Origin of the sequence: Rhodohalobacter sp. SW132 (genome assembly GCF_003390325.1) — a bacterium.
Classification (GTDB): Bacteria; Bacteroidota; Rhodothermia; order Balneolales; family Balneolaceae; genus SW132.
Window position 1 is genome coordinate 248,460 of sequence record NZ_QUOK01000001.1, and the last position, 26,053, is coordinate 274,512.

General features: G+C 43.8%; 18 protein-coding genes. 13 read left to right on the forward strand and 5 right to left on the reverse strand.

Annotated elements, in window-relative coordinates; genetic code table 11:
• Positions 1–183: 183 nt before the first annotated feature.
• On the forward strand, positions 184–3,573 hold the full coding sequence (locus DYD21_RS01050) for an amidohydrolase family protein (RefSeq protein ID WP_116030998.1): 3,390 nt from the start codon (positions 184–186) through the stop codon (positions 3,571–3,573).
• Between the two features lie 92 nt (positions 3,574–3,665).
• Here the strand turns inward: DYD21_RS01050 and DYD21_RS20945 are convergent, their stop codons facing one another.
• Complete coding sequence (locus DYD21_RS20945) at positions 3,666–3,833, reverse strand: hypothetical protein (protein WP_158551365.1); 168 nt, start codon at positions 3,831–3,833, stop codon at positions 3,666–3,668.
• Between the two features lie 5 nt (positions 3,834–3,838).
• Positions 3,839–5,164 carry an erythromycin esterase family protein gene (locus DYD21_RS01055; protein ID WP_116031001.1) on the reverse strand — a complete coding sequence of 442 codons (1,326 nt, stop codon included), beginning with the start codon at positions 5,162–5,164 and terminating at the stop codon, positions 3,839–3,841.
• Positions 5,165–5,453: 289 nt separating this feature from the next.
• On the opposite strand from DYD21_RS01055, the gene DYD21_RS01060 reads away from it, so the two are divergent.
• The 3 genes from DYD21_RS01060 to DYD21_RS01070 all read left to right on the forward strand — a co-directional run bounded on the left by DYD21_RS01060 (position 5,454) and on the right by DYD21_RS01070 (position 10,808).
• Positions 5,454–7,865 carry a zinc-dependent metalloprotease gene (locus DYD21_RS01060; RefSeq protein WP_116031003.1) on the forward strand — a complete coding sequence of 804 codons (2,412 nt, stop codon included), beginning with the start codon at positions 5,454–5,456 and terminating at the stop codon, positions 7,863–7,865.
• A 224-nt stretch (positions 7,866–8,089) separates the two neighbouring features.
• A complete protein-coding gene (locus DYD21_RS01065; RefSeq protein WP_158551366.1) occupies positions 8,090–9,568 on the forward strand; it encodes a T9SS type A sorting domain-containing protein in 1,479 nt (492 codons plus the stop codon).
• A gap of 226 nt (positions 9,569–9,794) precedes the next feature.
• Positions 9,795–10,808 (forward strand): hypothetical protein, encoded by a 1,014-nt coding sequence (locus DYD21_RS01070; RefSeq protein WP_116031008.1) that lies wholly within the window; start codon positions 9,795–9,797, stop codon positions 10,806–10,808.
• Between the two features lie 44 nt (positions 10,809–10,852).
• Here the strand turns inward: DYD21_RS01070 and aat are convergent, their stop codons facing one another.
• On the reverse strand, positions 10,853–11,458 hold the full coding sequence (gene aat, locus DYD21_RS01075) for a leucyl/phenylalanyl-tRNA--protein transferase (protein ID WP_116031010.1): 606 nt from the start codon (positions 11,456–11,458) through the stop codon (positions 10,853–10,855).
• 242 nt (positions 11,459–11,700) lie between these two features.
• Between aat and wecB the strand changes: the two genes are divergently transcribed.
• Both wecB and DYD21_RS01085 read left to right on the forward strand, forming a co-directional pair.
• Complete coding sequence (wecB, locus tag DYD21_RS01080; RefSeq protein WP_116031012.1) at positions 11,701–12,876, forward strand: non-hydrolyzing UDP-N-acetylglucosamine 2-epimerase; 1,176 nt, start codon at positions 11,701–11,703, stop codon at positions 12,874–12,876.
• 278 nt (positions 12,877–13,154) lie between these two features.
• Positions 13,155–15,260, forward strand: coding sequence for a sodium-translocating pyrophosphatase (locus DYD21_RS01085; RefSeq protein WP_116031015.1), 2,106 nt, complete (start codon positions 13,155–13,157; stop codon positions 15,258–15,260).
• 389 nt (positions 15,261–15,649) lie between these two features.
• Here the strand turns inward: DYD21_RS01085 and DYD21_RS01090 are convergent, their stop codons facing one another.
• Positions 15,650–16,276, reverse strand: a complete 627-nt coding sequence (locus DYD21_RS01090; protein ID WP_158551367.1) for a hypothetical protein — start codon at positions 16,274–16,276, stop codon at positions 15,650–15,652.
• Between the two features lie 505 nt (positions 16,277–16,781).
• Here DYD21_RS01090 and DYD21_RS01095 point away from each other — a divergent pair.
• The 5 genes from DYD21_RS01095 to DYD21_RS01115 all read left to right on the forward strand — a co-directional run bounded on the left by DYD21_RS01095 (position 16,782) and on the right by DYD21_RS01115 (position 23,798).
• A complete protein-coding gene (locus tag DYD21_RS01095; protein WP_116031019.1) occupies positions 16,782–18,584 on the forward strand; it encodes an ABC transporter ATP-binding protein in 1,803 nt (600 codons plus the stop codon).
• Positions 18,585–18,828: 244 nt separating this feature from the next.
• The gene (locus tag DYD21_RS01100; RefSeq protein WP_116031021.1) at positions 18,829–21,177 is read left to right on the forward strand and encodes a polysaccharide biosynthesis tyrosine autokinase; all 2,349 of its coding nucleotides are present in this window, start codon (positions 18,829–18,831) and stop codon (positions 21,175–21,177) included.
• Between the two features lie 82 nt (positions 21,178–21,259).
• Positions 21,260–21,769 carry a hypothetical protein gene (locus DYD21_RS01105; protein WP_116031023.1) on the forward strand — a complete coding sequence of 170 codons (510 nt, stop codon included), beginning with the start codon at positions 21,260–21,262 and terminating at the stop codon, positions 21,767–21,769.
• Between the two features lie 191 nt (positions 21,770–21,960).
• Positions 21,961–22,920, forward strand: a complete 960-nt coding sequence (locus tag DYD21_RS01110) for a GDP-mannose 4,6-dehydratase (RefSeq protein WP_116031025.1) — start codon at positions 21,961–21,963, stop codon at positions 22,918–22,920.
• A 623-nt stretch (positions 22,921–23,543) separates the two neighbouring features.
• Positions 23,544–23,798, forward strand: a complete 255-nt coding sequence (locus DYD21_RS01115; protein WP_147303459.1) for a hypothetical protein — start codon at positions 23,544–23,546, stop codon at positions 23,796–23,798.
• A gap of 90 nt (positions 23,799–23,888) precedes the next feature.
• Here DYD21_RS01115 and DYD21_RS01120 read toward each other — a convergent pair whose 3' ends face one another.
• Positions 23,889–24,626, reverse strand: a complete 738-nt coding sequence (locus DYD21_RS01120; RefSeq protein WP_158551368.1) for a sulfite exporter TauE/SafE family protein — start codon at positions 24,624–24,626, stop codon at positions 23,889–23,891.
• Positions 24,627–24,792: 166 nt separating this feature from the next.
• On the opposite strand from DYD21_RS01120, the gene DYD21_RS01125 reads away from it, so the two are divergent.
• Entirely contained in the window at positions 24,793–25,044 is a 252-nt protein-coding gene (locus tag DYD21_RS01125; protein ID WP_158551369.1) for a MoaD/ThiS family protein, read from the forward strand.
• A 5-nt stretch (positions 25,045–25,049) separates the two neighbouring features.
• Positions 25,050–26,021: a GTP 3',8-cyclase MoaA gene (moaA, locus tag DYD21_RS01130; RefSeq protein ID WP_199535435.1), complete on the forward strand. Its 972-nt coding sequence runs from the start codon at positions 25,050–25,052 to the stop codon at positions 26,019–26,021.
• Positions 26,022–26,053: the final 32 nt, after the last annotated feature.

Genomic DNA, 26,053 nt, shown 5'->3' on the forward strand with positions numbered 1-26,053 from the left:
CAGATAAATGTGTATCTGATTTCTGATTAAAGTAGCAGCTCTTCAAATCCTTTCTTTCAATTTCTCCACCATTTTATATGATTGATTCTTTAATAGGAGAATGTATATTAAAACCGGTTTTGCCAATTCTCAATGTAGAGTAACACGCTTAACACTGACAATTTCAAATATATACCATTCAGCATGTTGAATAATCTACGCTGCAACACACTTACAGTCTTTTTTATCCTTTTACTGATTCCCCTAACTTCAATGGCTCAAACAAACGGGGATAATGAATCTTCCGGCGATAACGAAATAGAATCGAGTCACGAAGGACTGCCTCTTGAAGCTGATCGAACGGTTCATCTGCAGGCCGAAGAGGGAACCTGGCTCTCCGTTGATGTTCATCCTTCCGGGGAAAAACTGGTTTTTGAATTTATGGGGGATCTTTACGAACTCCCGATTGATGGCGGAGATGCCGTACAGCTGACAAAAGGGATGGCGTTCGATCATCAACCACGATTTAATCCGGACGGTAATAAGATCGTGTTTATATCAGATCGCAGCGGCGGTGATAATGTCTGGATTCTGGACCTCGAAACGATGGAGACCGAACAGCGGACTACCGGCAATAATCATCGCTGGCAATCTCCGATATTTACCCCGGATGGCGAATATATCATAGCGGCCCGGGCAAACCTCAGAGGCGGGGTGCATAAACTAAGAATGTATCATGTGGATGGCGGAAATGGCACCGAATTTATTGATACGCCAAATAATCTGAAAACAATCGAACCGGCATTTGGCGGAGACGACAGATACATCTGGTTTTCACAGCGAACCGGTGACTGGAACTACAATGCCATCTTTCCTCAATATCAGATTGCTAAATTTGACCGTGATACGGGCGAGCGACATACGCAAACTTCAAGGCTTGGGTCTGCATTTCGCCCCACGCTATCGTCCGACGGGAATTGGCTGGTGTATGGAACACGGCATGATACGGAGACCGGACTTCGAATTCGGGATCTCGAAACGGGTGATGAACGCTGGCTTGCGTATCCCATTCAGCGAGATGATATGGAATCTCGCGGCACACGGGATGTTCTCCCAACGATGGTCTTTACACCGGATAACAGCGCCGTAATTACAACATGGAGCGGAAAAATCTGGAGATTACCCATCGAAGAGGGAGCCGAAGCCACTGAAATTCCGTTTCGGATAGACACGGAACTGGAACTGGGCCCGCGACTTGATTTCAAATATCCTATGTCGGACGATGAGCAGTTTGTTGCACGTCAGATTCGTGATGGCGTTCCATCTCCTGATGGCACTCGTCTTGCTTTTACCGTTTTGAACGATCTCTATGTGATGGATCTCCCCAATGGCACACCGGAGAAGATCACAGATCTCGGTTTGTCGAAGGCGTTTCCTGTGTGGTCGCCCGATGGAGACTGGATTGCGTTTGCGACCTGGGACCCTGAGGAAGGCGGACACATCTACAGAAAAAGAAGCAACGGACGCAGAAGTGCACAGCGGCTCACAGATCAGGCCGGGCTCTATCAGCAGCTGGCGTGGTCGAAAACAGAGGACCGGATTGTAGCCATTCGAGGGGATCGCCGCGTGTATTACGAATCTCCGGGCCCTGGTGTGCCTCTGGGTGCCGCCGATTTGGTTTGGCTGCCATCGGACGGCGGTGAGGTCGAGTTTATCACCAGTACAGATGGGCGCCGCACCCCTCACTTTGTAAAAAATGATGACCGTATTTATCTGAATCATACTCAGCGGGGATTGATCTCTGTTCGCTATGATGGTACAGATGAACGCCAGCACCTGACCGTAACCGGTTCAACTATTCCCGGCTCTACTTCTCCGCAGAGTGCGTCTACGATTTTGAAAGCTCCGGAGGGGGACCAGGCGCTGGCACAAGTGGGTAGCGACATCTACACGGTTACCATTCCCCGTGCAGGGGAAGCACAAAATATCAGCGTTGCCAATCCGGACGGTGCATCTTTTCCGGCAGCAAAACTGACCGATATCGGCGGGCAATTTCCTGCCTGGGGATGGGATGGCCGCACCGTTCACTGGTCTCTTGGAAACGCGTTTCTGACCTATAATATCGATGATGCCCGTGAGCGGGAACGAGAACAGGAGCGATACGATCGCGAAAAAGCGGAACGTGATGAGGATGAGGAAGAAGAGGACAACAATGGAAATGAAGATGCTGAAGAGGATGATGAAAATGGAGAAGAAAACGGCGATGATCCGGATCGGCCGGAAGATTACCGTCCTGACGAACAGCGTATTGAGGTAGAAATCAACCGGGATATTCCGGATGGTGCGCTGGTTCTGCGGGGCGGAACTGCAATCACCATGAATGGCTATGAGATTATCGAAAATGCCGATATCGTCATCCGCAACAATCGTATCGAAGCGATCGGCGAGCGGGGTTCGGTCGCACTGCCTGAAAATGCAGAAGAGAGAGATGTGAGCGGGCGAACAATCGTACCCGGCTTTGTGGACACACATGCACATGTGCGACCGTTTCGTAATCTCCATCAGCCGCAGATCTGGTCATTTATGGCAAATCTCGCGTATGGAGTGACCACACTTCGCGATCCGCAGACCGGTACAACGGATCTGCTGACGTATGCAGACCAGGTGGAAGCCGGCAATATGATCGGCCCAAGAATCTATCAAACCGGGCCGGGGGTATTCTGGTCTGAACAGCTTCGCGACCTCGATCACACGCGAGATGTGATGAAGCGATACAGCGACTACTTCGACACCAAAACGATTAAAATGTATGTAGCCGGAAACCGTGAACAGCGTCAGTGGATTTTGCAGGCTTCCAAAGAGCAGGAGCTGATGCCAACTACGGAGGGCTCCCTCGATATGAAGCTCAACATGACGATGCTGATTGATGGATATCCCGGACAGGAACACAACTACCCGATCTCGCCGATTTATTCTGATGTAATCCGGACCACCGCTGAATCTCAGATGGCATATACGCCAACTCTGCTGGTGACCTATGGCGGGCCGTGGGCTGAAAACTATTTTTTCATGACAGAAAACGCGGCCAACGATCCGAAGCTGCGATACTTCACCCCGCGTGAGGATCTTGATAGAAAAACACGCCGGCGCGGTTCCGGCTGGTTTCATGAAGAAGAATATGTAATGGATCGTCAATCACGCATTGTACAGCAGATCTACGATGATGGCGGAATCCTCGGAGTGGGCAGCCACGGTCAGCTACAGGGATTGGGTTTTCACTGGGAATTGTGGGCGATGGCATGGGATGATATGGACCCGCACAAGGCACTTCGCACAGCTACCATTCACGGCGCCAAAGCACTTGGACTGGATGGTGATATCGGTACACTTGAAGAAGGAAAAATGGCGGACCTGTTGATTCTGTCAGGTAATCCGCTTGAAAACCTGCGCAATACAAACACGATAGAGCATGTAATGAAGAACGGTCGCCTCTACGATGGTGAAACCCTTCACGAAGAGTGGCCGCGCGTTCAGCCAACCGGAACACTATGGTTCCAACAAACCGAGCCTGTCGGCTTACCCGGTGTTGAATAAACGTACCGCGGATCGCTGATCCGCACCTCTACAAAGTAATAAATAAAACCAGAGGGGGGGTAGGAAAGATTATCCCCCTCTCTCTCTCATTTCTAATTTTCCTTTAAAAATGAGCTTTTATCCTCCAGAACTGCGATATTTTTCCTGCACCCTGCACCCTGCACCCTGCACCCTGCACCCTGCACCCTGCACCCTGCACCCTGCACCCTGCACCCTACACCCTGCCGGTGCTTTTCCGGTCCCGGCGAATGCCGGGGCACCCTGCCTAATCCAATACCTCAAGAATATCGGTCTCACGGGTGAATACAAATGCGTTATACCGATCCGGTAAAATGGTGTTCACATAATTTCCCTGGCTTTCATTCGCCGGATTATAGGTTACGCCGATTGCGCGGTGTGGTATGGAGGATTGCAATGCGGAATTGAGTTCTTCATTATCAAAAATTAGATAAAACCGTGGAAGTCCGGTGGCCTCCAGCATCTCCTCCCAGCTGCCGGAGCGTGCCTGTGGTGTGCGCATAACTTCCATCTCTGCTTCCCACTCACGTCCTGCGAGAACGTGCCCTTCATATGTTCCGAAACCGATTGCAAAAACGTTCTCTTCACCGAGATCTTCCCGCGCAAGCTGGCCGATGTTGTGTGCGCCCTGCCTCGCCATATCCGTTGCCCGTGCATCTCCAATATGGGTATTGTGCGCCCAGACGATCCCCCGGCTGCCTTCCCCGTAAAATGAAAGTAGCCGCTCTGCCGTGAGATAGAAATGAGACGCCCGTGCATTCCAGGATTGTGCACCCCGCATCAGGTTGCCCCGATAATGTTCTTCAGCGTTCATTGCTACCTTTGTGTTTTGTTCAGCGTTGAAAAAATGCCATCCTTTTTCAGTATTTTCACGTACCAGTTGCAGGACATCTGCAAAATCCTCGCTGCAATCTTCACCTGATTGAGATACCATCTGCAAATATTGCTGGATGGATCCATGCCGGGTCATGCAAGCAAAATTTCGATCCGCACGTGAGGCTAAATCCGGATCAATCTCTTCAAGATAGCTGATCACCTGCCCCATTGCGTCCTGTTTGGCGTACAGATCGACCCCGTAGAATCCTACACGTTCATCCGGATTGAGATCACGATTGTACTCGTGCAGCCAGCTGAGTAAATCTTTTACCTCATGATTTCGCCACATCCAGAGCGGCCACCGGTTGATGTAATTCATCGCTTCTTCAAGTGTACCCGGACCAGTCTCTATATGCTTCACATACTCATTGATCCTCGACATCGCCGGCCAGTCACCTTCTACCGCGATAAAATTAAACCCCTTTTCTTCAATCAGGCGTTTACTGAGCTCTGCCCGCTGGGTATAAAATTCGGATGTACCGTGAGATGCTTCACCCATCAAAACAAGCGTTCGTTCACCCGCCTGGTTGATGAGTTCATCAAAATCATCGGCCGTTTCAAACGGTATAGCGTTTTGTGATATAAGGTCACCTGCCTGCTGAGCATCCGCCGGCAATGCCATAAATATACAACCAGAGAAAAGGAGGAGGAGTGACAGTGCTCTCAGCAGATATCGTAGAAATGTTAACTTTTGCATGGATAAATCTTGTTTTTAGATGAATCTTCATTCGAAAATAAGCGGAACGGTTGATGTTTTCATACCCAGGGTTGAGCAGATAACTGAAGCTTTAAAAGCAATAATATCAATATAGAATGGATAAAAAGGATTTCTAAATTAAATACAACGCGTTCAGTGGTTGAACGAACCGGGCAGTATTTTCATGTTTTATCAAGTCACTTTAAAAAGAATTCCGTTTCTTTAGTTGCATAATTTATGACAGGTTTGCAAATCGCTGTTCCAGATATAATTCAACAAATTTAGATTGATGAAACGACTGATACTTCTACTGATCTTCCCTCTGCTATTTTTAACCTCCTGTAATCTTTTTCGTTCGGCATCGGCTGATCAGCCTGCCCAGCCCCGCTCGGCACCCGATGGCTACAGCAGTGTAATCACCGGAGATGCAGTAACCAGTCACGGTGTTTTGGATGTCCATTATGTGGATGATAAAATTTACTACGAAATTCCCGACTCCCTTCTCGGCAGGGATTTCCTGATGGTGAGTCGCGTGGCAAAAGTGCCTACGAACTTTTTTGGGTTCAGAAGCAGTGGTTCAAAAACAGCCGAACAGGTTTTTGCATTTGAACGGGTGAGAGATAAAATTAATATCCGAGAGCGTTCCTACAACAGTGTGGCTGCCGATACTCTTCCAATCTATCGCTCCGTACAGGCCAATAACTATGAGCCTGTTATTGCAACATTTGATATTGCAGCAACTAACCCGGAGAACGGATCTATCGTCATCCAGATAAATGACTTTTTTGAAAATGATGTCCCGGCAATCACAGGGCTTGCGGGATTTTTGCGAAACATGTACCAGGTCCGGCGGCTGGATGCATCCCGCAGTTACATTGATACCGTGCGGACATTTCCGCAAAATGTAGAAGCGCGCCACGTAATGACGTACGAGGCGATGAGCGCGCCTTCATCAGCCGGAACAAACACCCTCTCTGTGCTGATGAATCAAAGTATGATTCTGCTTCCCAGAGAACCGATGCGTCCGAGACACCATGACTATCGTGTGGGTTGGTTTACAGTTACACAACTCGATTTTGGTGCTGATGAACAGAAAGCAGCTACCAGGACACTTATTCGACGCTGGAGACTCGAACCATCAGATCCGGATGCATACGCCCGCGGGGAGCTGGTTGAGCCAGTAAAACCAATTGTCTACTACGTGGATCCCGGAACGCCGGATGAATATCGCCAGGCGGTGATCGACGGTGTGGAAGACTGGAATGAAGCGTTTGAAGCTGCCGGGTTTAAAAACGCCATCAGGGCCAAGCTTCCACCAACCGAGGAGGAAGACCCCAATTTTGAGCCGGAAGATATCCGCTATAATATGGTACGCTGGATCGCGAATACAACGCGGAACGCCACCGGACCGAGTACGTCCGATCCGCGGACCGGAGAGATCATTGCCAGCGATATTTTCTGGTATCACAACCACATCCGCTCCTACCGAAACCGGCTGCTGCTCGAAACCGGTGCGGCCAACCCCAAGGCACAAAATCTGCGTGTGGATGATGAATATCTGACTGAGGCGATCCGGCAGGTGATTGCCCACGAAATTGGTCACGCCCTTGGCCTGCCGCACAATATGGCCGCAAATTATGCATACCCGGTAGATTCACTTCGGTCACCAACATTTACTGCTGAGTATGGGGTATCGGCATCTGTGATGGATTATGCCCGCCAGAACTACATTGCCCAGCCGGGTGACGGTGTGGAGCGCTTTATCCGAAAAATCGGCCCGTACGATCGCTATTCGATCAACTGGGGGTACCGCGTGATTCCTGATGCGGAATCAGCCGAAGATGAAATACCTGTGCTGAATGAATGGATTCTGGAAAAAGCGGGCGACCCGATGTACCGTTTCGGGCAATCCACCGGTTACGATCCGTCGGCTCAAACAGAAACACTATCGAATGATCCGGTCCGGGCTTCAGGTTACGGGATGCAAAACCTTCAGCGTGTGGTTCCGAACCTGGTCGAGTGGACATCTACACCCGGACGCGGTTACGATGACCTCCAGGAAATTTACGGTGAGCTGATTGGCATGTGGAATCGCTATATCGGTCATGTGGTGACTAACATCGGCGGAGTGTACTACCACCGTCTTGCGAGTGATCAGGAGGGGCAGATTTATACACCGGTCGACAAAGAGTATCAGCAGCAGGCGATGGAGTTTTTGAACGAGCATGTTTTCTCCACCCCGGATTGGCTACTCGATAGTGACATCCTGCGTAACATTGAACACGCCGGCGCAATAGAGCGGATTCAGAATTTACAGGGGCGGCATCTGAGCAGTGTAATGAGCTCTTCAAGGATGATTCGCCTCATTGAAGACGAAGCATTCCGTGGTGATGAAGCGTATACACTTGCTGGAATGATCGAAGATCTTCGGAACGGCATTTGGAGCGAACTCGATTCAGGTGAAACGATCGATACCTATCGCCGAAATCTGCAGCGAACCTATATCCATCAAATCGGGACAACCATGGAGAGCAGCGATTCTCATGTTGAGCTGAGCGACATCAAACCGATGCTACGCGATGAATTGCACAGACTGGCTGAGAGAGTTGACTCGACTGTTGAAAACGCTCCCGATCGGATTACACAAGTTCATCTGAGAGATGTTCAACATCGAATTGATCAGATTCTGAACCCATCTTGATTAATGATTATGAGGGGGGGGGTATTGACTGATATTTTTTATTTTTAGTCAAATTGCTGTCGCTTTTTTAAGGTAAATTTACTTATAATTGCATTTAAGGGGGAGGGTTCTCATCTAATACCCCCCCCCCCTGTAATTTATTATTTCCGCAGCGTTGAAATTGGTGTATGAAAATCAAGGAGTAACTCAACGCTGAGTACTTATCACAATAAAAGGAGATGAAAATGAATAGAGAACTTATACTTACCATACTATTTAGTTTTACTCTGGTATGTACGCTGCCTGCACAGGAGAGAACCCTGCAGGAAAAAGAGAATGAAAGAAATCACAGGACAGTTGAACTTCTGAAAAAGCTGCATCCAATTTATACTGCTCAAAGTCAGCCGGGAAAGTTAGCTGTTTTTCCCAGGCCGGACAGAGCGGAATATCAGCAATGGTTGGATGAGGAATTTGTCCCGCTGAGAAGATATGACCATAACTATCAAAATGGGGAAAGAGTGGAGACGGAAATTCTGAACTTCAACAGTCAGAATGAAAGCTGGCAGCCGTATGAGAAATCTATCTATCAGTACAGTTCGGACGGTCTTGAGTCAATTGTAGATCAGGTTTATGCCGGTGGAAATTATTACAATAGCAGCAGAATCCTTTTCACATATCAGCAAGTGAATGGTATAACAACAATCTTTACGGAAACTGAACAGTTTTGGGATTCATCCAATGAAGTTTGGGTAAATGAAGGGCAGATACGCTTCACTGCAGAAGGTGGTCAAATTAGCATGTTTGAAGATGGGTTTTGGAATGGGGATCATTGGGTTTATGTGGATCGGACCCTAATATCAGAAGAGAACGGCGATCTGATATTTGTCTATCAAGAATTATTTGATGATGAATGGGAAGATCTATACAGGGATACTTATCCTTCCATAACATTCCCGGATCTAATTGACCAGTTTTATGAGTTTTTTATTGATACCATTGAATTTGGCTCGGAGATGGCTTATTTCGGGTATCTGCCGGATGTTACGGAGCAAAATTGGACCGGATTCAATTGGGTAGACGATTACAGAAGAGTTACTGCAGTTACTACAGACCCCAGTACCGGGGAAGTCGAACTGCGATCGGTTATCGAACAGGATAGCGACGGTTCAGAGTGGATAACATTCAGTGAGATTCAGATTGAGTATGAAAATGAAAAACCGGTGCTTTTTACCTTATATGAACCAAATTATTACAGTGATGAAGACGAACTGATCAAATTTAGCCAGGAAGTATTTCAATACGACCAGAATGATCGGATGACGGAAATAACCCGGACGGAATATATCTACGCATTTGATGGAGACGGGAGTTTACTGGAGGAGGAGATTTTGGATGGACGAGTTTTGTTGACTTACGGAGACACATCAACATCTGCTGAACGATTAGACGATACACGTCCGAATACGTATCGTCTGGGGAATGCATACCCCAATCCGTTCAACCCGCAAACAACCGTTCCTTTTCAGGCCGGTCAAAATGGATTTATCACAATCAAAGTGTACGACCTTTTAGGGCGTTATGTGATGACTCTGGCTCAAGGAATCTATCCACAGGGTAACCATACCGTAAGGTTTGACGCCTCGGCATTAACGAGTGGAGTTTATATGATCCGAATGGAGGCGCCGGACATGCAACAAGTAAGACGAGTAACACTATTGAAATAAAATATTTTAAGGGGGGATCACTTAACTACCTCCGATACGACATCTCCTATATTTTAAAATAAGAGGAACCCCATTTTTGGCAATTTAAACCGAATTTGGTGTTTAAATTCAACCATAAAATGGTTTGTTTAAGGGTTTTACAAAGCCATCCAATAGTAATTGAAATATCTTTAGTATGAGAGTATTTTTGTATTCAATTTTATAACTGATGAATAAATAATGTTTAATGAACATAGCACTCATTTTCATTTTTTCTGCTCTATTTATTGAACCACCTATTCATTATGTAATTGATAATGATGTTGAACTTGTAGAGGTTGGTGATATTCCAATCAAAAACGAGAGAATTCAAATTTCGACTACACAATGGATATTGCCATTTGGAGGTAATTTTTTATTCGTGCAATCCAATCCGGTAGGCGTTTCTGCAATGGACGTGGAAACGGGTGATGTAGCTGAGCTGGGATCTGTAGGGCAAGGGCCTTTTGAATGGAGAACACCGAGATATGCCCAGGTAATTGAAGATGAATTGCTTATCTGGGATGACGGCAATTTGAAGATCATTGGATTTGATGAAACCTTTCAGCCAAGCAGGGAATTAACCGGTATCAGACACGGAGTTAGGGCAATTCAATTTACATCTAACGGACTTGCCGGTGTGCTTCATGATGTGCCAATGAGCGGGGAGTATGTAAAAATTTATAGGTTTAGTGAAGACAATCAGCCCAATTTAAAAGAATCATTTGGTGAAATCTCAGAAGAGGGACGAAAGCTGATTATGATCCTTCAATCCGGAGGAATTTTGTGGAACGGGGATGATTTGCTGTGGAGTGATCCTGCAGTGCCGGAATTGAATATTTTTAACACAAATGAAAATAAACACACAAAGATTGCTGTTCCAGATAATGATTTTGCGGTCGAACCCTGGGGGAACAGAAGAGAAAACCGGCGAAATGTTGAAGAATTTATATTTTCGAACAGCCGGATTGTCTCTCTGCAAAAACTGGATGAATTTATTCTGGTGGAAATAGAGAATTTTAGCGATGACGAATCTTCAATTAGATATCATCTATTTGACTTTGATTACAACTATATTGGAAATGTAAATGCTGGGGAGGGTGGTTTTGCAAATTATATAAGAGGTGTGGATGATGGAAATCGTCTGCTATATTGGGGAGAGGATTATACTGAAACAGGCGAACTAAACAGTATTAAAGCTCGGGAAGTTGTTGTGAGATAGTATATCTGTCTGTGTAGAACTCAGGTTCAAAATAAAAAATCGGCTTAGTCACGAAACATCACTTCTTTCTGCAGGGCCTTCTCCAGGCTTTCTTCGTACGCTTTGGAAGAGATCTCAATACATCCGAATTGTGCCAGGTGCCCTGTGTAGAATTGAGTATCCCACAATGTAAACCCGTTTTTTTCAAGAATACGGTGGCAGTGACAGAGAGCTACTTTGTCCGCTTCTTTTTGATGTTTAAACATCGATTCTCCAAAAAATGCACCACCCAGCGAAACGCCGTAAAGTCCGCCTGCGAGGGTGCCTTTTTCATCATACATCTCCACAGAGTGCGCGTGACCGGCCATATGGAGAACCTCAAACGAACGTATGATGATATCAGAAATCCAGGTTGTATTCCGGCTGGCACACTGCTTCATTACCTCCTTGAAATTTGTGTTAATCCGGCAGGTAAATCTGCCCTGACGAATAATTCTCCGAACATTCCCGGATACTCTGAACCGGTCCATCGGGATAATGCCCCGCTGCCGTGCTGAATACCAGTTGACGGATTTATCATCCCTTGATTCACTCATTGGGAATACCCCTCTGCTATAGGCATCTAAAAGTGCTTCAGGCGGGATAATCTTATTTTCGGAGTTTTGATGCATAATTCGCGAAATAATTTATAACTGATGAGGTAACAAAATAAAGATAAGTGTTCTTGAATCGTAGCCGATCCGCAGAATCGTCAGGCATCAGAACCATTTGGTCCATTCTCGTTTAGAATAAAGATTAGATCAAATCTAATATAGTTCTGTATCTCTAAATTATATTTAATTGTCTGTGCCTTTAACCAGATAAAAACAAATAGTATTTTCAGGCAAAATAAATTGAACAAAAAAAAGAATTTATGCTGATTGACATTATTGCAGGTGCACGCCCGAATTTTATGAAAATTGCACCGATCATTCATGAGATTGAGAGAGAGAACAAAGAAGCCGGACTGGATATATCAGATAAGAATTATCTCCAATACCGTCTCATTCATACGGGCCAGCATTACGACAGGAATATGAGCGGAGCTTTTTTTGAGCAATTAGGTATTCCTGAACCCGATTTGAATCTTGAATCCGGTTCGGGTTCGCAATCTGAGCAAACCGGGAGAATAATGACCCGGTACGAAAAAGTACTTATTGACAGAAAATCTGATCTGTGTATTGTGGTCGGGGATGTTACATCAACCATGGCGTGCTCCATCACGGCAAAAAAAATGGGTGTGAAAATCGCGCATGTTGAGGGGGGAATTCGTTCACGTGACTGGACAATGCCCGAGGAGATAAACCGTATTGCAACAGACAGCATCACAGATTTTTTCTTTACCACATCTGAAGTAGCGAACAAAAACCTTGCATCAGAAGGTGTAAAAAAAGAGAGGATTTTCTTTGTTGGAAATACCATGATTGATACCCTCCTTTCAAATCTCGATAAGTTAAAAAAGCCAGGAGTTTTTGATGAAAAATCATTGAAAAAAGGTGACTTTTTTGTGATGACGCTTCACCGGCCTGCGAACGTGGATGAGGAGAAAAAGCTGAAATCACTTATTGATAACATCGCAAAAGGTGTAGAGGGTAAAAAAATAATTTTCCCGGTACATCCAAGAACCAAAAAAATATTGGATGATCTGGGCATTTCCCATGAGAACTTAATTTATACCGAACCGCTCGGTTACCTTGAGTTTATCTGGTTAATTAAACACTCTAAGGCTGTGATTACTGATTCAGGAGGAATTACAGAAGAAACCACAGTACTTGAAATTCCATGCCTCACACTGAGAGACAATACAGAAAGACCGGAAACCGTAACCCAGGGTACCAACGAACTGATAGGTACAGCTCCTGAAGCTATTGTACCGGCACTGAAAAAATTGATGTCAGGCAACTGGAAAAGCGGAACTGTTCCCGAAAAATGGGATGGCAAAGCATCCAAAAGAATTGTTCAGTCTATATATGAGTTGCTTAAAGATGGTCAGTTTAAATTCTACGAACCGTATGTTGATCATATCCTGATGTTTAAAGCGGAGAACTGAGTAGGTTATCGTTCGTTATCTTTCCGAAGCCATGTCTGAAACGTTGGCATTGATATGTACCATCCTCTGCAGAATGAAAAAAGCATGACTCAATAGAAATCTGCAGGTTTTTGTGATTTGCAAAAGCATATGAGGAAACATATTAGAGTGTGAATAACTCGCCTTGCAGATATCATTCACGAATCGTATTGTAGACCCAATTAACATCCGGCTTCTGCCGGTATTGATTGATAGGAATCAATACGGAAAAATAAGATTAACCAAAACAGGGAAGATTCGTGGATCTACTTATACTTACTCCGCTGGCGGCTATTATTGCGCTTATCGCAGCTTACATCCTTGCAAGGGGTGTGCTGAAATCACCAACCGGCGACGAAACCATGAACGGGATTGCCGATGCAATTCGTGAAGGTGCCGGCGCATATATGAACAGGCAGTACAAAACCATAACCTATGTTGCGATTGCCATCATTGTGGTTTTTGCAATTATTTCACTTCTGCAGGAAGGGCAGGCGGCAACAACCTGGTGGTGGACTACCATAGGTTTTGCTGTGGGAGCGCTATTTTCTGCATTCAGCGGATATGCAGGAATGACAATCGCAGTAAGAGCGAACGTTCGCGTAGCTGAAGCAGCCAAAAGCGGACTCCCGGGAGCCCTGAAGCTTGCATTTAACGGAGGTGCGGTTTCTGGTCTCGCTGTAGCGGGCCTTGCACTTCTTGGAGTTGCCGGATTTTTCTATCTCTTTAATAACATTCTGGGTCTTGCAGACCCGGTAAATCCACTGGTCGGATTTGCATTTGGCTCCTGCCTCGTTTCACTGTTTGCCCGGGTTGGCGGGGGGATTTATACCAAAGCTGCCGATGTGGGGGCTGACCTCGTCGGTAAAGTAGAAGCCGGAATTCCGGAGGATGACCCCAGGAATCCCGCCGTAATTGCCGATAACGTTGGTGATAATGTGGGAGACTGCGCCGGGATGGGTGCCGATCTTTTTGAAACGTACGCTGTGACAGCAATCGGGGCAATTCTTTTAGGATACCTGCTGCCGGATGTGGCTGCAGTTACTGAGCTGGTTACCTACCCGTTATACCTGGGAGCGTTTGCAATACTTGCGAGCATCGTTTCCGTATTTTTTGTTCGAATGGGCAAAGATGGTAACATTATGAAGGCCCTCTACAAAGGCATGTACGCCAGCGCAGCAATATCAATCGCCGGTTTTGCATACATCACGTATCTTGTGTTTGCTGATTTTGATTATTCCATTATCGCACATTTAAGCAACGCCCCAACCGGCTGGCTCGATCTCTTTTATGCAACAGTCGTCGGGATTTTTGTGGTGATTGGTCTCGTGCTGGTAACCGAATATTACACTTCTACAAAATATTCACCGGTGAAAAAAATTGCGAAGTCCTCGGAAACAGGTGCTGCTACAAATATTATCAGCGGACTTGCCGTAGGTCTTGAAAGTACGTTTGTACCAACTCTGATTATGGTTTTTGCTCTTTTCCTATCCTACATGTTTGCAGGGCTCTACGGAATTGCAGTTGCGGCTGTTGCCATGCTGAGCGTGACCGGAATCATCATCGCCATGGATACGTATGGCCCGATTACCGATAATGCCGGCGGAATTGCGGAGATGAGTAATCTGCCTGAAGAAGTTCGCAACAATACCGATGCACTTGATGCGGTCGGAAACACCACGAAAGCGGTCACAAAAGGATATGCAATCGGTTCAGCAGCACTGGCCGCCCTGGTGCTTTTCGCTGATTACATCTTTAACCTCGAAAAAGCGATGGGAGACGGCAGCGTTACATTTCTGCTGAACGATCCGATCGTTCTGGTTGGATTATTCATTGGTGCGATGCTGCCATTTCTGTTTGCATCCTTTTTAATGGAGTCTGTCGGAAGAGCTGCAGGTGCTGTAATCGAAGAGGTTCGGCGGCAGTTCCGCGAAATGCCGGGCATCATGAAAGGAGAACAGAAACCGGAATATGGCGCATGTGTGGATATTGTAACCAAATCAGCACTCAAAGAGATGGTAATTCCCGGATTAATGGCCGTATTTGCTCCTCTTATTGTAGGATTCCTGTGGGGACCTCTCGCGCTTGGAGGATTGCTGATCGGTGTGATTGCATCCGGACTCATGGTGGCACTGATGATGTCGAACGGTGGCGGAGCCTGGGATAACGCCAAAAAGTATATCGAGGATGGCAATCACGGCGGCAAGAATAGCGAAGCTCATGCGGCGTCTGTTGTTGGTGACACCGTTGGGGATCCCTACAAAGATACTGCCGGCCCATCCATCAACCCTCTCATTAAGGTAATAAATACAGTGGCTCTGATTTTTGCAACTTTAATCGCTTCTGTTGGGGGTATTCTGCTGTAATACACTCATAGATTGATTCGCATTTTAAAACCTCCTTCTGTTTTATAACGGAAGGAGGTTTTTTTGTATCACAGATTTGAGAGGTGTAACGCGGATCGCATATCCTTTGTAAGTTCAGTTAAAACTCAAGATCAATCTATGATGTCAATCTGTGGTTGAGTATTCTAAGGCACAGAGCCATCTAAAACAGATTATAAAGAGAGTTTGCATTACTGCCCGTCTGCAAGCTGTTTCTTCGGCTGACGCGGTGAAGGATACCAATTAGCCGGGAAAACCAGCCGACCGATGGGTATCTCAAAGCATTCTGTCAATCAATAAAAAAAGCCTGTGAGCGTAAACTCACAGGCTTTTTAGTGATTTAACAGATTTATGTAAATGAAGAGATACTACTACTCCACCGTCATAATAACAGTTTGAACATCAGCAGGTGTTTCTGCAATAATTGCATATTTGGTGCCTTCTGTAAACTCAAAATCTTCATAACCTGACTCAACAATTTCCAGAATATTGGTGACTTTGTCGTAATCAAAGTTGGGATCGCCATTATCTCTCATTCTTGGCGGAAGGTCTTCAATAGCTACCTCGTGCATATTAAATTCAGGGAATCCTCTGAGAGACCAGATTGCTATCTGAATTTCTCGATAGGTAAGTTGCGAATCAGAAGACATCAGGTCTTCTTTAATGTTAAGCAGGTAGTTTAACCTGTTCCAGCCTCTAACATTTAAGGTAGAGTAGAGGGATACATTCTCATATACACCTTCATTTGAATCGATCGGTTTTAACCAATCAATACACCAGCCTTCCCCAGTTGCCCCTTCTTGAATTGTGGCATTTTGTTCGATCCCGTTAAATTCCAGGACAAAATAAGATTCAGGCCCGCGGTTAACGGTAATTGTAGAATTTTGTGCCCCCTCGATGGGGGTTACATCTTCAACAGGGTCCAGTGATTCGGAGAGATCACCATCCGTGCTTGAACTTCTGCATGATGAAAAAAGGAGTGCAAAACTAATGCTCAATAAAATAATTGCTGTTATATTAGTAACTTTCATAAGAATATTAAAAGTAAAAGTGGTATTTAGATGATATTTTGTTTGGAAAAAAGATAAATTAAGAGGCTTATCAACTCGCCTTTCAAAATAGAAACTGAACAAGTCAATTATGAATTAATTTGCTCTAACGTACCCGTTCACACTTATAACACATACTCTATCTCTATGTTTGTTTATGGAGAATTGTATCCGGAAGGATTGGAACAAAAAAAATACTATCGGCTATGTTCTATTAATTACAAGTTTGACGGTACTGTAACAGCAGGAATTGTTTTATGTTTCATAAGTTCTCTGGTGATACGGATTGCGTTCTCATATAAATGGAATGAAAGCCTGTAATTAGAAAAGCTTAAGTTTTGGATGTATATAAGCTTTTTTTACAGTCTTAACTTCTGAAGAATTTAATTTTTGATAGCTTATCTATTCTTTAATTTAAGCCTTCAATTAATCAGTAAATAAAAAAAGAGATTCTTTGTCTTTAATTTCAACTATCAAATTCTATTTTTCGGTTTACCGTAGGTTTATAGGCCGAAGAGTATACATTGTATTTGTACTTACAGCCGCAGTAGCCATTGCAGAAGGACTTGGCATTACGCTTCTGTTACCTTTAATTGAAGCGGCAGATGCGGGTGGCTCAACAGATAGGGAGGTGAGCGGAGTTACAGCAGCATTGACTTCATTTTTGGATTACGTTGGAATCGGGAGTTCAATGGTAGGGATTCTTCTTTTTATTGGTGTAGTTTTCATTGGAAAGGGTGTACTGAAATTTGGTGAAGGTGCCTATATGAGTTACCTGAAAGCTCGGCTGATGGTAGAGATTAAAGGTAAAATGTTTGATGCCTACAGTACTATGGATTACGGGTATTACATCGAAAGGAATACAGGGCACTTCATCAATATTATAAATGGCCAGATAGGGAGTTTCATAGGATCTTTCAAAACTTTCAAAAGTTTCCTTTCCACAATTATTATGACGGTTGCCTATCTTTCAGTAGCGGTATTGCTTGCCTGGAGATTTGCACTGATGGCGCTTGTTGTCGGGGTTATTATACTTTTCCTGTTTCGGTGGCTGAATGAATTTGTTAAAGATCTTTCGAGGAAGGCAGCCGCTGAAGCCAGTGAATTGAATAAATTTTTAGTGCAATCCCTTCAAGGATTTAAATATCTCGCATCAACTTCAGAAATGAGCTTTCTGAAAAATGGAATATATGGTAGTATTAAAAAACTTTCAGAATACCAGTACAAAAAGGGGCTGGCCAGTTCTTTTACAACAGCTATTAAAGAACCAGTTTCAGTATTATTTTTACTTTTTGTAATTATTATACAGGTGGCTGTATTCGACGCTCCTGTGGCTCCCATTTTTGTAGCACTCATTCTCTTCCACCGGGGGATGCAGCAGGTGATAGGAGTGCAGAAAGAATGGCAGGCTACACTTGATAATGCGGGATCCCTTGAGATGGTGATCGATGAGTTTAATTCTGTGAGATCTCAACAAGAACCAGTGGGTAAGATAGAGGTCCCGAAATTAAGTGATAGCATAAGTTTTGAGGATGTGTCGTATGCATATAATATAGATGATGGGGACGTTCTTAAAAATATCGATCTTAAGATCCCCGTAAATCAGACAGTAGCTTTTGTTGGTGAGTCAGGTGCTGGCAAATCTACACTTATTGACATGCTCACATTAATGCTTCGACCCAGGCTGGGAGAAATCTACATAGATGGCGTTGCGGGTAGTGATGTTGAGAGAAAGTCATGGAGATCTCAAATAGGTTATGTTTCTCAGGAAACCGTTGTATTTGATGATACGGTTGCCAATAACATCAATCTTTGGAAGGGAGATTATGAAAATGATCCCGAGGTGAGAGAAAGAGTTTGTGAGGCGGCTGAAAAGGCCTATGCGCTGGATTTTATTAATGAACTGCCAGACGGTTTTGATACCGTTGTAGGCGACAGGGGGGTGCGGCTTTCCGGCGGTCAGCGGCAACGTTTGTTTATTGCAAGGGAACTCTTCAAAATGCCCAATCTCTTGATTTTGGATGAAGCTACGAGTGCGCTTGACTCAGATTCTGAAAGTTTTATCCAGCAAAGTATTGATAATTTAAAAGGGTCGATGACCGTTGTCATTATTGCGCACAGACTTTCAACCATTAAGAACTCTGATAAAATTTATGTTTTAGATGAAGGACGCGTTGTTGAATATGGGTCATATGACGAGTTAACGGTAGAAAGGAATGGTCGGTTTCGGGAGATGGTGGAAATGCAAAGTCTTTAATATATAAGTTAAGGGCTTAAATTACGTTGAGATCGAAAAGAAACAATATGGGTATTAAAGGTGTTTAATACTTGCCCATATGAGTAATTACAAGGTGGATTAGGAATCGTTAATTCTCAATTAAACTCAGTTTTATTTCTGTATTTTGAATATTATTTCGAAAGACGAGTAAAAAATTGTTTTTAAAATTAGCAGCTATTTGTAGCTCATACGGATTTAAATAAGAGTAAGAGGTTAAAATATAATGTCACAGTCAATTCAAAAAAATAATAATGGGAATGGAGAGGATCGTAATGGATATGATCAAATCTCAACATTCTCAATCCCCAAACAGGACCAAAACGATGGTTTGGATCCGAAAACCATTGTATTTACAATTTTTCGGTATAAATGGTTAATTCTGCTGTTTTTGATTGCAGGGGGTACAGCCGCATGGTTTTACGCTGATACAATCACGCCTGAGTATCAAACCACAGGTACTCTTCTGATTAGTTCACCGGATAGAGGCGGCCAGAATGAACTTTCCAGAATCATCAATCAAACAACCGGAGGGACAAATGCAACTCTTGCAAATGAAATGCAGATTATTCAATCCCGTTCGTTTGCCAGGCAGGTTGCAAGAAAACTGATGGAAGATGATGAGGTGGATATTAATGAACTACCTGCTTTTTGGAGAGAAAGCGACGATGGTTCTGTTTATCAAAGGGAGTTGGAAGGCGTTGCAAATAGTATAAGAAGCGGGATTAAACTACAGTTAGTAAACCGGGATTCAGATATTATTGAAGTCAGTTATATAAGCGAATCTCCTGTCGAAACAGCGACTATGGTAAATGCTGCAATGAATGTATATGTTGAGCAGTCAACTGCCCAAAATCGGCAGGCTGCTGATTCCACGACAAGTTTTTTGGAAAGGGAAAGAGCTGAGCTGAAGAGCCGACTTGCAGAAGCTGAGCAAGAACTGGAAAACTTTATGGATCGGACAGGGATAGTAAGGGTAGATAATCAGGCGACCTCTGCAGTAAACAGGCGAGAGCAAATTCGGGCAGAAATAGAAGAAGTACAGTTAGATCTTGAAGCTACAGAACTGGCCATCCAAAACCAGGAAGAAGAGCTCGAGCGTATCAGGCCAGGATTAATAAATGATTTTTCTGAAGCCATTGCACCACGTATTCAGGGTTATCAGGAAACACTTCGTGAATATGAAAGGGAACGCTATCTGATCCTTTCAAACTATCCAAATGTACGGCAGCGGGAGGAACCCCCTTCTAGGCTAAAGTTTTTAGACGAACAGATTGATGATCTTAAAGAAAGAATCGCGGAATTATCCTCTGAAATCTTCTCTGAAGAAGATGAATATATGGGGATGGAAACCGCCGAGCGGACCAGAATGGTTACCGATATTCAGAATCGGTTGGTAGAACTTCGACTACAAAAAAATCAGCAGGAGTCAAGAATTCAGGTCCTTGAAGAACGCCGAAGGGAAGCAGATGATAGTTTCCGCACACTGCCAAACGAGATGATTCAGCTTGTTCAACTTCAGAGAAATGTAGAAGAACAAGAACAGCTTTATCTGGATGTTTCAAGGCAGTATGCAGAAATGTCTACCTGGAGAGAAACCCGCTTTGGTAATGGCAGGATTATTGATTTAGCGACTGTACCGGGCGGACCCATTAGCCCAAATAAAATTTTAATACTAATGATGGGTATTGTTCTCGCAGGTATGGTTGCAGGAGCTATCATCCTGGTAAGAGAATTCTTTGATAATACAATTTCAAGTATCGGTACGATTAAAACTCAGGATCTGCCAATGCTGGCGGCTATCCCTTCACTTAAGAAGATATCAGTGAAAAATGGAAACGGCTCCGGTGATTATAAAGTGGGTAAAGGTAAGATTCCCAATGAAATGGTCCTGTTCAGAGATCGTTCTCACGTTATTTCTGAATCTATCCGGAGACTTAAAAATAATATCATTTTTCAAAACTCTGATAACATACCCAAAACAATAGCAATTACCAGTTCTGAAAAAGGTGAGGGTAAATCAACTATTGCGTGTAATCTGGCTATTGCTTTTGCAGACGAGGGTTACAAAACCCTGATGATCGATACAGACTTCAGACGGCCAAGAGTCCACACTCTGTTTGGCCTTCCTAATGAAAAAGGAATCAGTAACCTGGTAAAAGGCGATAGCGCTGCCTCAGAAATTATTCAGAGTTCAGAGATTAAATTCCTCAAAGTCATTTCCGCTGGTTCGAATATCCTGAGACCCGAATCTATCGTGAATGACAAAAAGTTTAATGAGTTTCTTGAGAAGATGGATAAACTGTTTGATGTAATAATTTTGGATACTCCTCCATTTGGTATTATCAGTGATTCTACTTCTCTGCTGAGAAAGGCAGATGCAACTGTGATGGTCGCTAAATACCGTAAAACAAATAAAGAAGTCTACATGCACACGCTGGATGAATTAAGGCGAATAAATGCAAATGTTTGCGGTATGGTGCTCAATGACTTTGAGCCTAAAAAAGATCCGGCATCCCATTATGGTTCAGGATATTATAAGTCTTTATACGATGGGTATGGAGCGTATGCCTGATGATCAATATTTTCCCGAATGTATTTTTTATAGAAAATGTCACGGGCTGAGACTAAACCTAAATCACAGACAAGAATAGAAGATGTACAGGCTTTTTTACGTAATTTCACTTAGTATTATTATATCATTATTTTGCAGTTTAAATGTATTTGCCCAACAACAAGCAGACCGATTCGTTCGGGTTGCTGAATTAGGCCAGCTGGTTGATTCTGTAAATGTATGGGGAGATGTAAATAGTGCCGGACGTTACCTGGTGCCAGAGGGTACCAATATACCTGAGCTAATATCCTATAGCCAGGGTTATAATACATTGCGTGGCAGGGAGGCTGAGTTAGATTGGTCCCAGGTTCATTTAGAGATTAAAGTGTCACGTTTAAATCAGGCGGAACAGTCCATGGAAGTAGTTTATTTTCGGTATCAATACCATGATGCTGAACCGGTGGAAATGTTTGATTTTATACTCCAGAACAACGATATCGTCACACTTCAACTCAGACGGAGCCCTTCATTAAGAGACTATGTGCAAGTGATTAGCTCTTCACTGGGGGCAGTTGCTACATCTTTACTACTCATCGAACGACTGAGAGATTAAATCAGAATATTTATATTTCCGGTTGATGTACGTTCAATTTTCATTGTTAATTGGTAATATTGGGTGCATTTCTATTGTATTTTAAGGAGATATCATGAAAAACTCAGTTTCATGATATTTCAAAAATTCCGTTTAATCAGTACTTATAGCTTTTCAAGTATTTCCTTAATCAAAAGACATAAACAATACTCATGAACTTATTGATAACCGGCGGAGCAGGCTTTATTGGCAGTAACCTGGTTGAACACTTTCTGAATAGAGATAATGTAAATATAGTTCGGGTATTGGATGATTTAAGTACAGGTAGTTACAATAATCTTCGTGAATTCGAAAAAAACCCCAAATTTGAATTTGTAAAAGGTTCCATCTGCGATTATCAAACCTGTCTTGAAGCTTGTGATGGTATTGATAAAATTTCTCATCAGGCAGCCCTTGGATCTGTACCCCGTTCTATAGAAAATCCTATGCGAACTACAGAGGTTAATGTGTTGGGTACGGTTAATATATTACATGCTGCTGCTGAGAAAAATGTGTCTCGAATTGTTTTGGCGTGTAGTTCGAGTACCTATGGCGATAGTGCTGATCTTCCAAAAGTTGAAGGTAATATTGGGAAGCCTCTCAGCCCATATGCGGTGAGTAAAGTATCGGTTGAGCAGTATGCAGAGGTGTTTAGTAAAGTATATGGGCTTACATTTATTGGTTTACGCTACTTTAATATTTTTGGGAAAAAACAGGATCCGGAAAATCCATATGCAGCAGTAATTCCAATTTTTTGTAAAGCTTACCTCGATGGTGTATCTCCAACTATCAATGGGGATGGTAAAACCACCCGGGATTTTACCCATGTTTCAAATGCTATTCAGGCAAATGAGCTTGCACTGACAACTGAAAAGAAGGAAGCTCTTAATGAAATCTACAATATCGCTTGCGGAGACCGTGTTTCATTAATGAATATGGTAGAAATTTTAGAAGAAATCAGCGGGAATGTAGTGAAGATTAATTACGGTCCGGAAAGGCCAGGTGATGTAAAACATTCACTGGCAGATATTAGTAAAGCGAGAGAACGTCTTGACTATAATCCTGAAGTTTTTTTTAGGGAAGGACTTGAAAAGGCTTATCAGTACTATAAAAAGATTTACGATAAGCAATGAGAATTTTATGTCATCTCTAAAGAGTTTTTAAAAAAGCGATACATACTATTTTCAATAGCCTGTCTTTAAATAAGTATTCGCAATAGTACTGGAGGGCTTTGCTGCAAAGAAATGCAATGTGCATAAACTGTGTAAACACAGATCATACATTAAGAGATTTTAACTGAGAAAAGAATACTGTAAGATCGGTTTTAGCTATATTAAATAAAAAACAGCTGTCCTAAACATATCAGATACTCGCTAAAAAGTCATGTTTTCGTTTCTTCAGGATCAGTTTTTTGCAGGTTTAAATCCGATCCCATTCTTTGTTATCGCTGAAGTTGCAGATTAATTTGCTGAGTCTCGAAGAAATTCTGTTTAAATCTTCGGTACAATCAGTGATAATCTGACACGGGAGTGAACCCTGCTGGACGAGAAACAGATCAGATGATTTTCGCGATTTTAAATTTATTTGTTTTCGTTTATTGTTTTGGACCGTTGTGAAATAAATGAATCTATTAATGGTTATGGGAAAAAAATCTCTAATATTCACCATAGTTTTATTTGTAATAATAACTTTACCTCAGCATTCGAATGCACAGTATAAAGAGGCACTCCAGTTTGCAACACTTTCTCCAACCATTATGGTTATCTATAGCAGTGAACTTGAACACTACCAGAAAAACCATTTTACACTAAGTACTATTGGATATCTTGGAAGCTATATTATCACAGATTCTATTTGGAAATCGGCATTAATAGCACTTCTGCTGGGAGCTTCTAAAGAACTGATATATGACGGTCTAATGGGACGTGGAGAGCCTCTATGGGACGATATGAAGTGGAATACATTGGGTGTGTTTCAGGGAATAGGATTTACATTGTCGTTAAAAATCTGATTTTAAAATACGATTTTATGTATCTCCTTTATCAAATTGAATATTCTTAAAAAGACCTCCAAGGTTTGGGAAGCCTTGGAGGTCTCAACTTCAAGCTAACAACATCTTCGCGCCCGCAATCACCAGAACAATTGCCAGCATTAGTCGAATAAGTTTGGGGTCGGCCGTTTTCACTCCAAAACGTGAACCAAGATATCCCCCGATAAGAACGGGCAGGGCAAAGAGTGCCGCAGTTGACCAGAGGATCTCCGTAGTAAAAAGGTGACCGCCAAGGCCGCTTAGCGAGTTCATCAACACAAAGAGAGCTGAGACGGCCGCAATCTGACGAATCGTGCCCCATCCGAGAAAGAGGATCAGCGGACTGAGAAAAATTCCGCCTCCCACACCAACCAGGCCGGACAAAAAACCTATGCCGGCGCCGGATAATAGAGCTACGGGTATGTTGACGGGTCTCGGGTTGCCTTCATCATACTTCCAGTAGGTTTTGAAGATAATTGCCCCGGCCATGAGCAGCAGCACAGCGCCGACTATGATGAAAAAGAGATCTATTTCAAGCTGCAGATACCCGCCGGCAAACGCTGCTGGAATGGAGGCAATGGCAAAAGGCCAAAAAAGCTTCCAGACAAAATATCCCTTTCGGCTGTAGTTAGTGAGCGCCACGGAAGAGACCAGGATGTTCAGGCAGAGAATGACCGGCACAAGTTCCGGCGAAAAGTATCCTGATATTGCAAGAACGGCCATATATCCGGATGCCCCGCCATGTCCTACCGAACTGTAGATGAAGGCGATGAGGAAAAAGAGAATGAAAAGGTAGATCGGCAGATCCAAGCGTCCGGATGCATTTTGGTTAATTTTAACTGTCGAAAATAGAGAAATTGTGATCGTTTGGGAAATGCTGATATTTCCGGACTTATCCCTGTGGCTTGTTTGGTGCTTCTTCAGTTCATCGGTATATTATTTTAAATCAGCATTTTTGATCTGTTATCAGTCAGCTATGAATCAAACCATATCGATCAAATACTTCAGCGTTTTATCAGAGATCACCGGCAAACGTCAGGAAAAGCTTCCGATTAACGAAGGCGATACTCTCGATGATGTTCTTTCTTCAATTTCTGAGCGTTTTCCCGGAATTGAGAAATATCGTCCGCATATCCGTGCAGCGGTGAATCAAAACTACGAGGAGTTCGATTTCAAACCGAAACAGAACGATGAAATTGTATTCATCACACCGGTTTCTGGAGGTTGATGATTATGGGTGAAATTCTGAAGGATTCATTTGGCCGGGTTCATAACTACCTGCGAATTTCGATCACCGAACGCTGCAACCTGCGCTGTACCTACTGTATGCCGGAAGAGGGGATTCCACTGACCCCGGAGGAACGCCTGCCGTCGGTGGATGAGCTGATGGAGATCGTCTCCGTTTTTAAGGAGATGGGAGTAGATAAAATCAGGTTGACTGGCGGAGAGCCTATGGCGCGTAAGGAACTGCCTGAAATTCTGGACAGGCTCTACGGAATGGGATTTCGTGATCTGAATATCACCACGAATGGTGTTTTCCTGGACCGGTTTATTGACAAATTTAAAGAGGTTGGGCTTACATCCATTAATGTCAGCCTCGATACATTGGATCCTGAAAAGTTTGAGGCTGTCACCCGGCGCAACCGGTTTGATAAAGTGATGGCGAATATCCAAAAAGGGATGGACGAGGGACTTCGAATAAAAATCAATACGGTGCTTCTGAAGGATTTTAACGAAGATGAGATTCAGCCGATGCTGGAGTGGTCTAAAACCACACCGATTCATGTTCGGTTTATCGAGTTTATGCCGTTTAATGGCAATAACTGGGATACGAAAAAACTGGTAACCTACCAGGATGTGCTGGATGAAGCCCGAAAATATTTCAACATCGAAAAGTTGAAAGATGGCAAACACTCCACATCAAAGAGCTTTCGGGTGGTAGGCGGCAAAGGAACGTTTGCGGTAATCAGCTCCATGACGGAACCCTTTTGCAGCACCTGTAACCGCCTGCGTATGACAGCCGATGGAAAGCTAAAAAACTGTCTCTTTTCCAACCAGGAGGCTGATTTGCTTACCGCACTCCGAAAAGGACACAACTTAAAAGAGCTGATACGGCTGAGCGTGCGGTCCAAAAAAGAAGCCCACGCCGGGATGGATAACCTGCCCGATATGGAAAACCGCAGTATGATAGCGATTGGGGGGTGACTTGGTGAATAACCCTCCAAGGGTTCAGAACC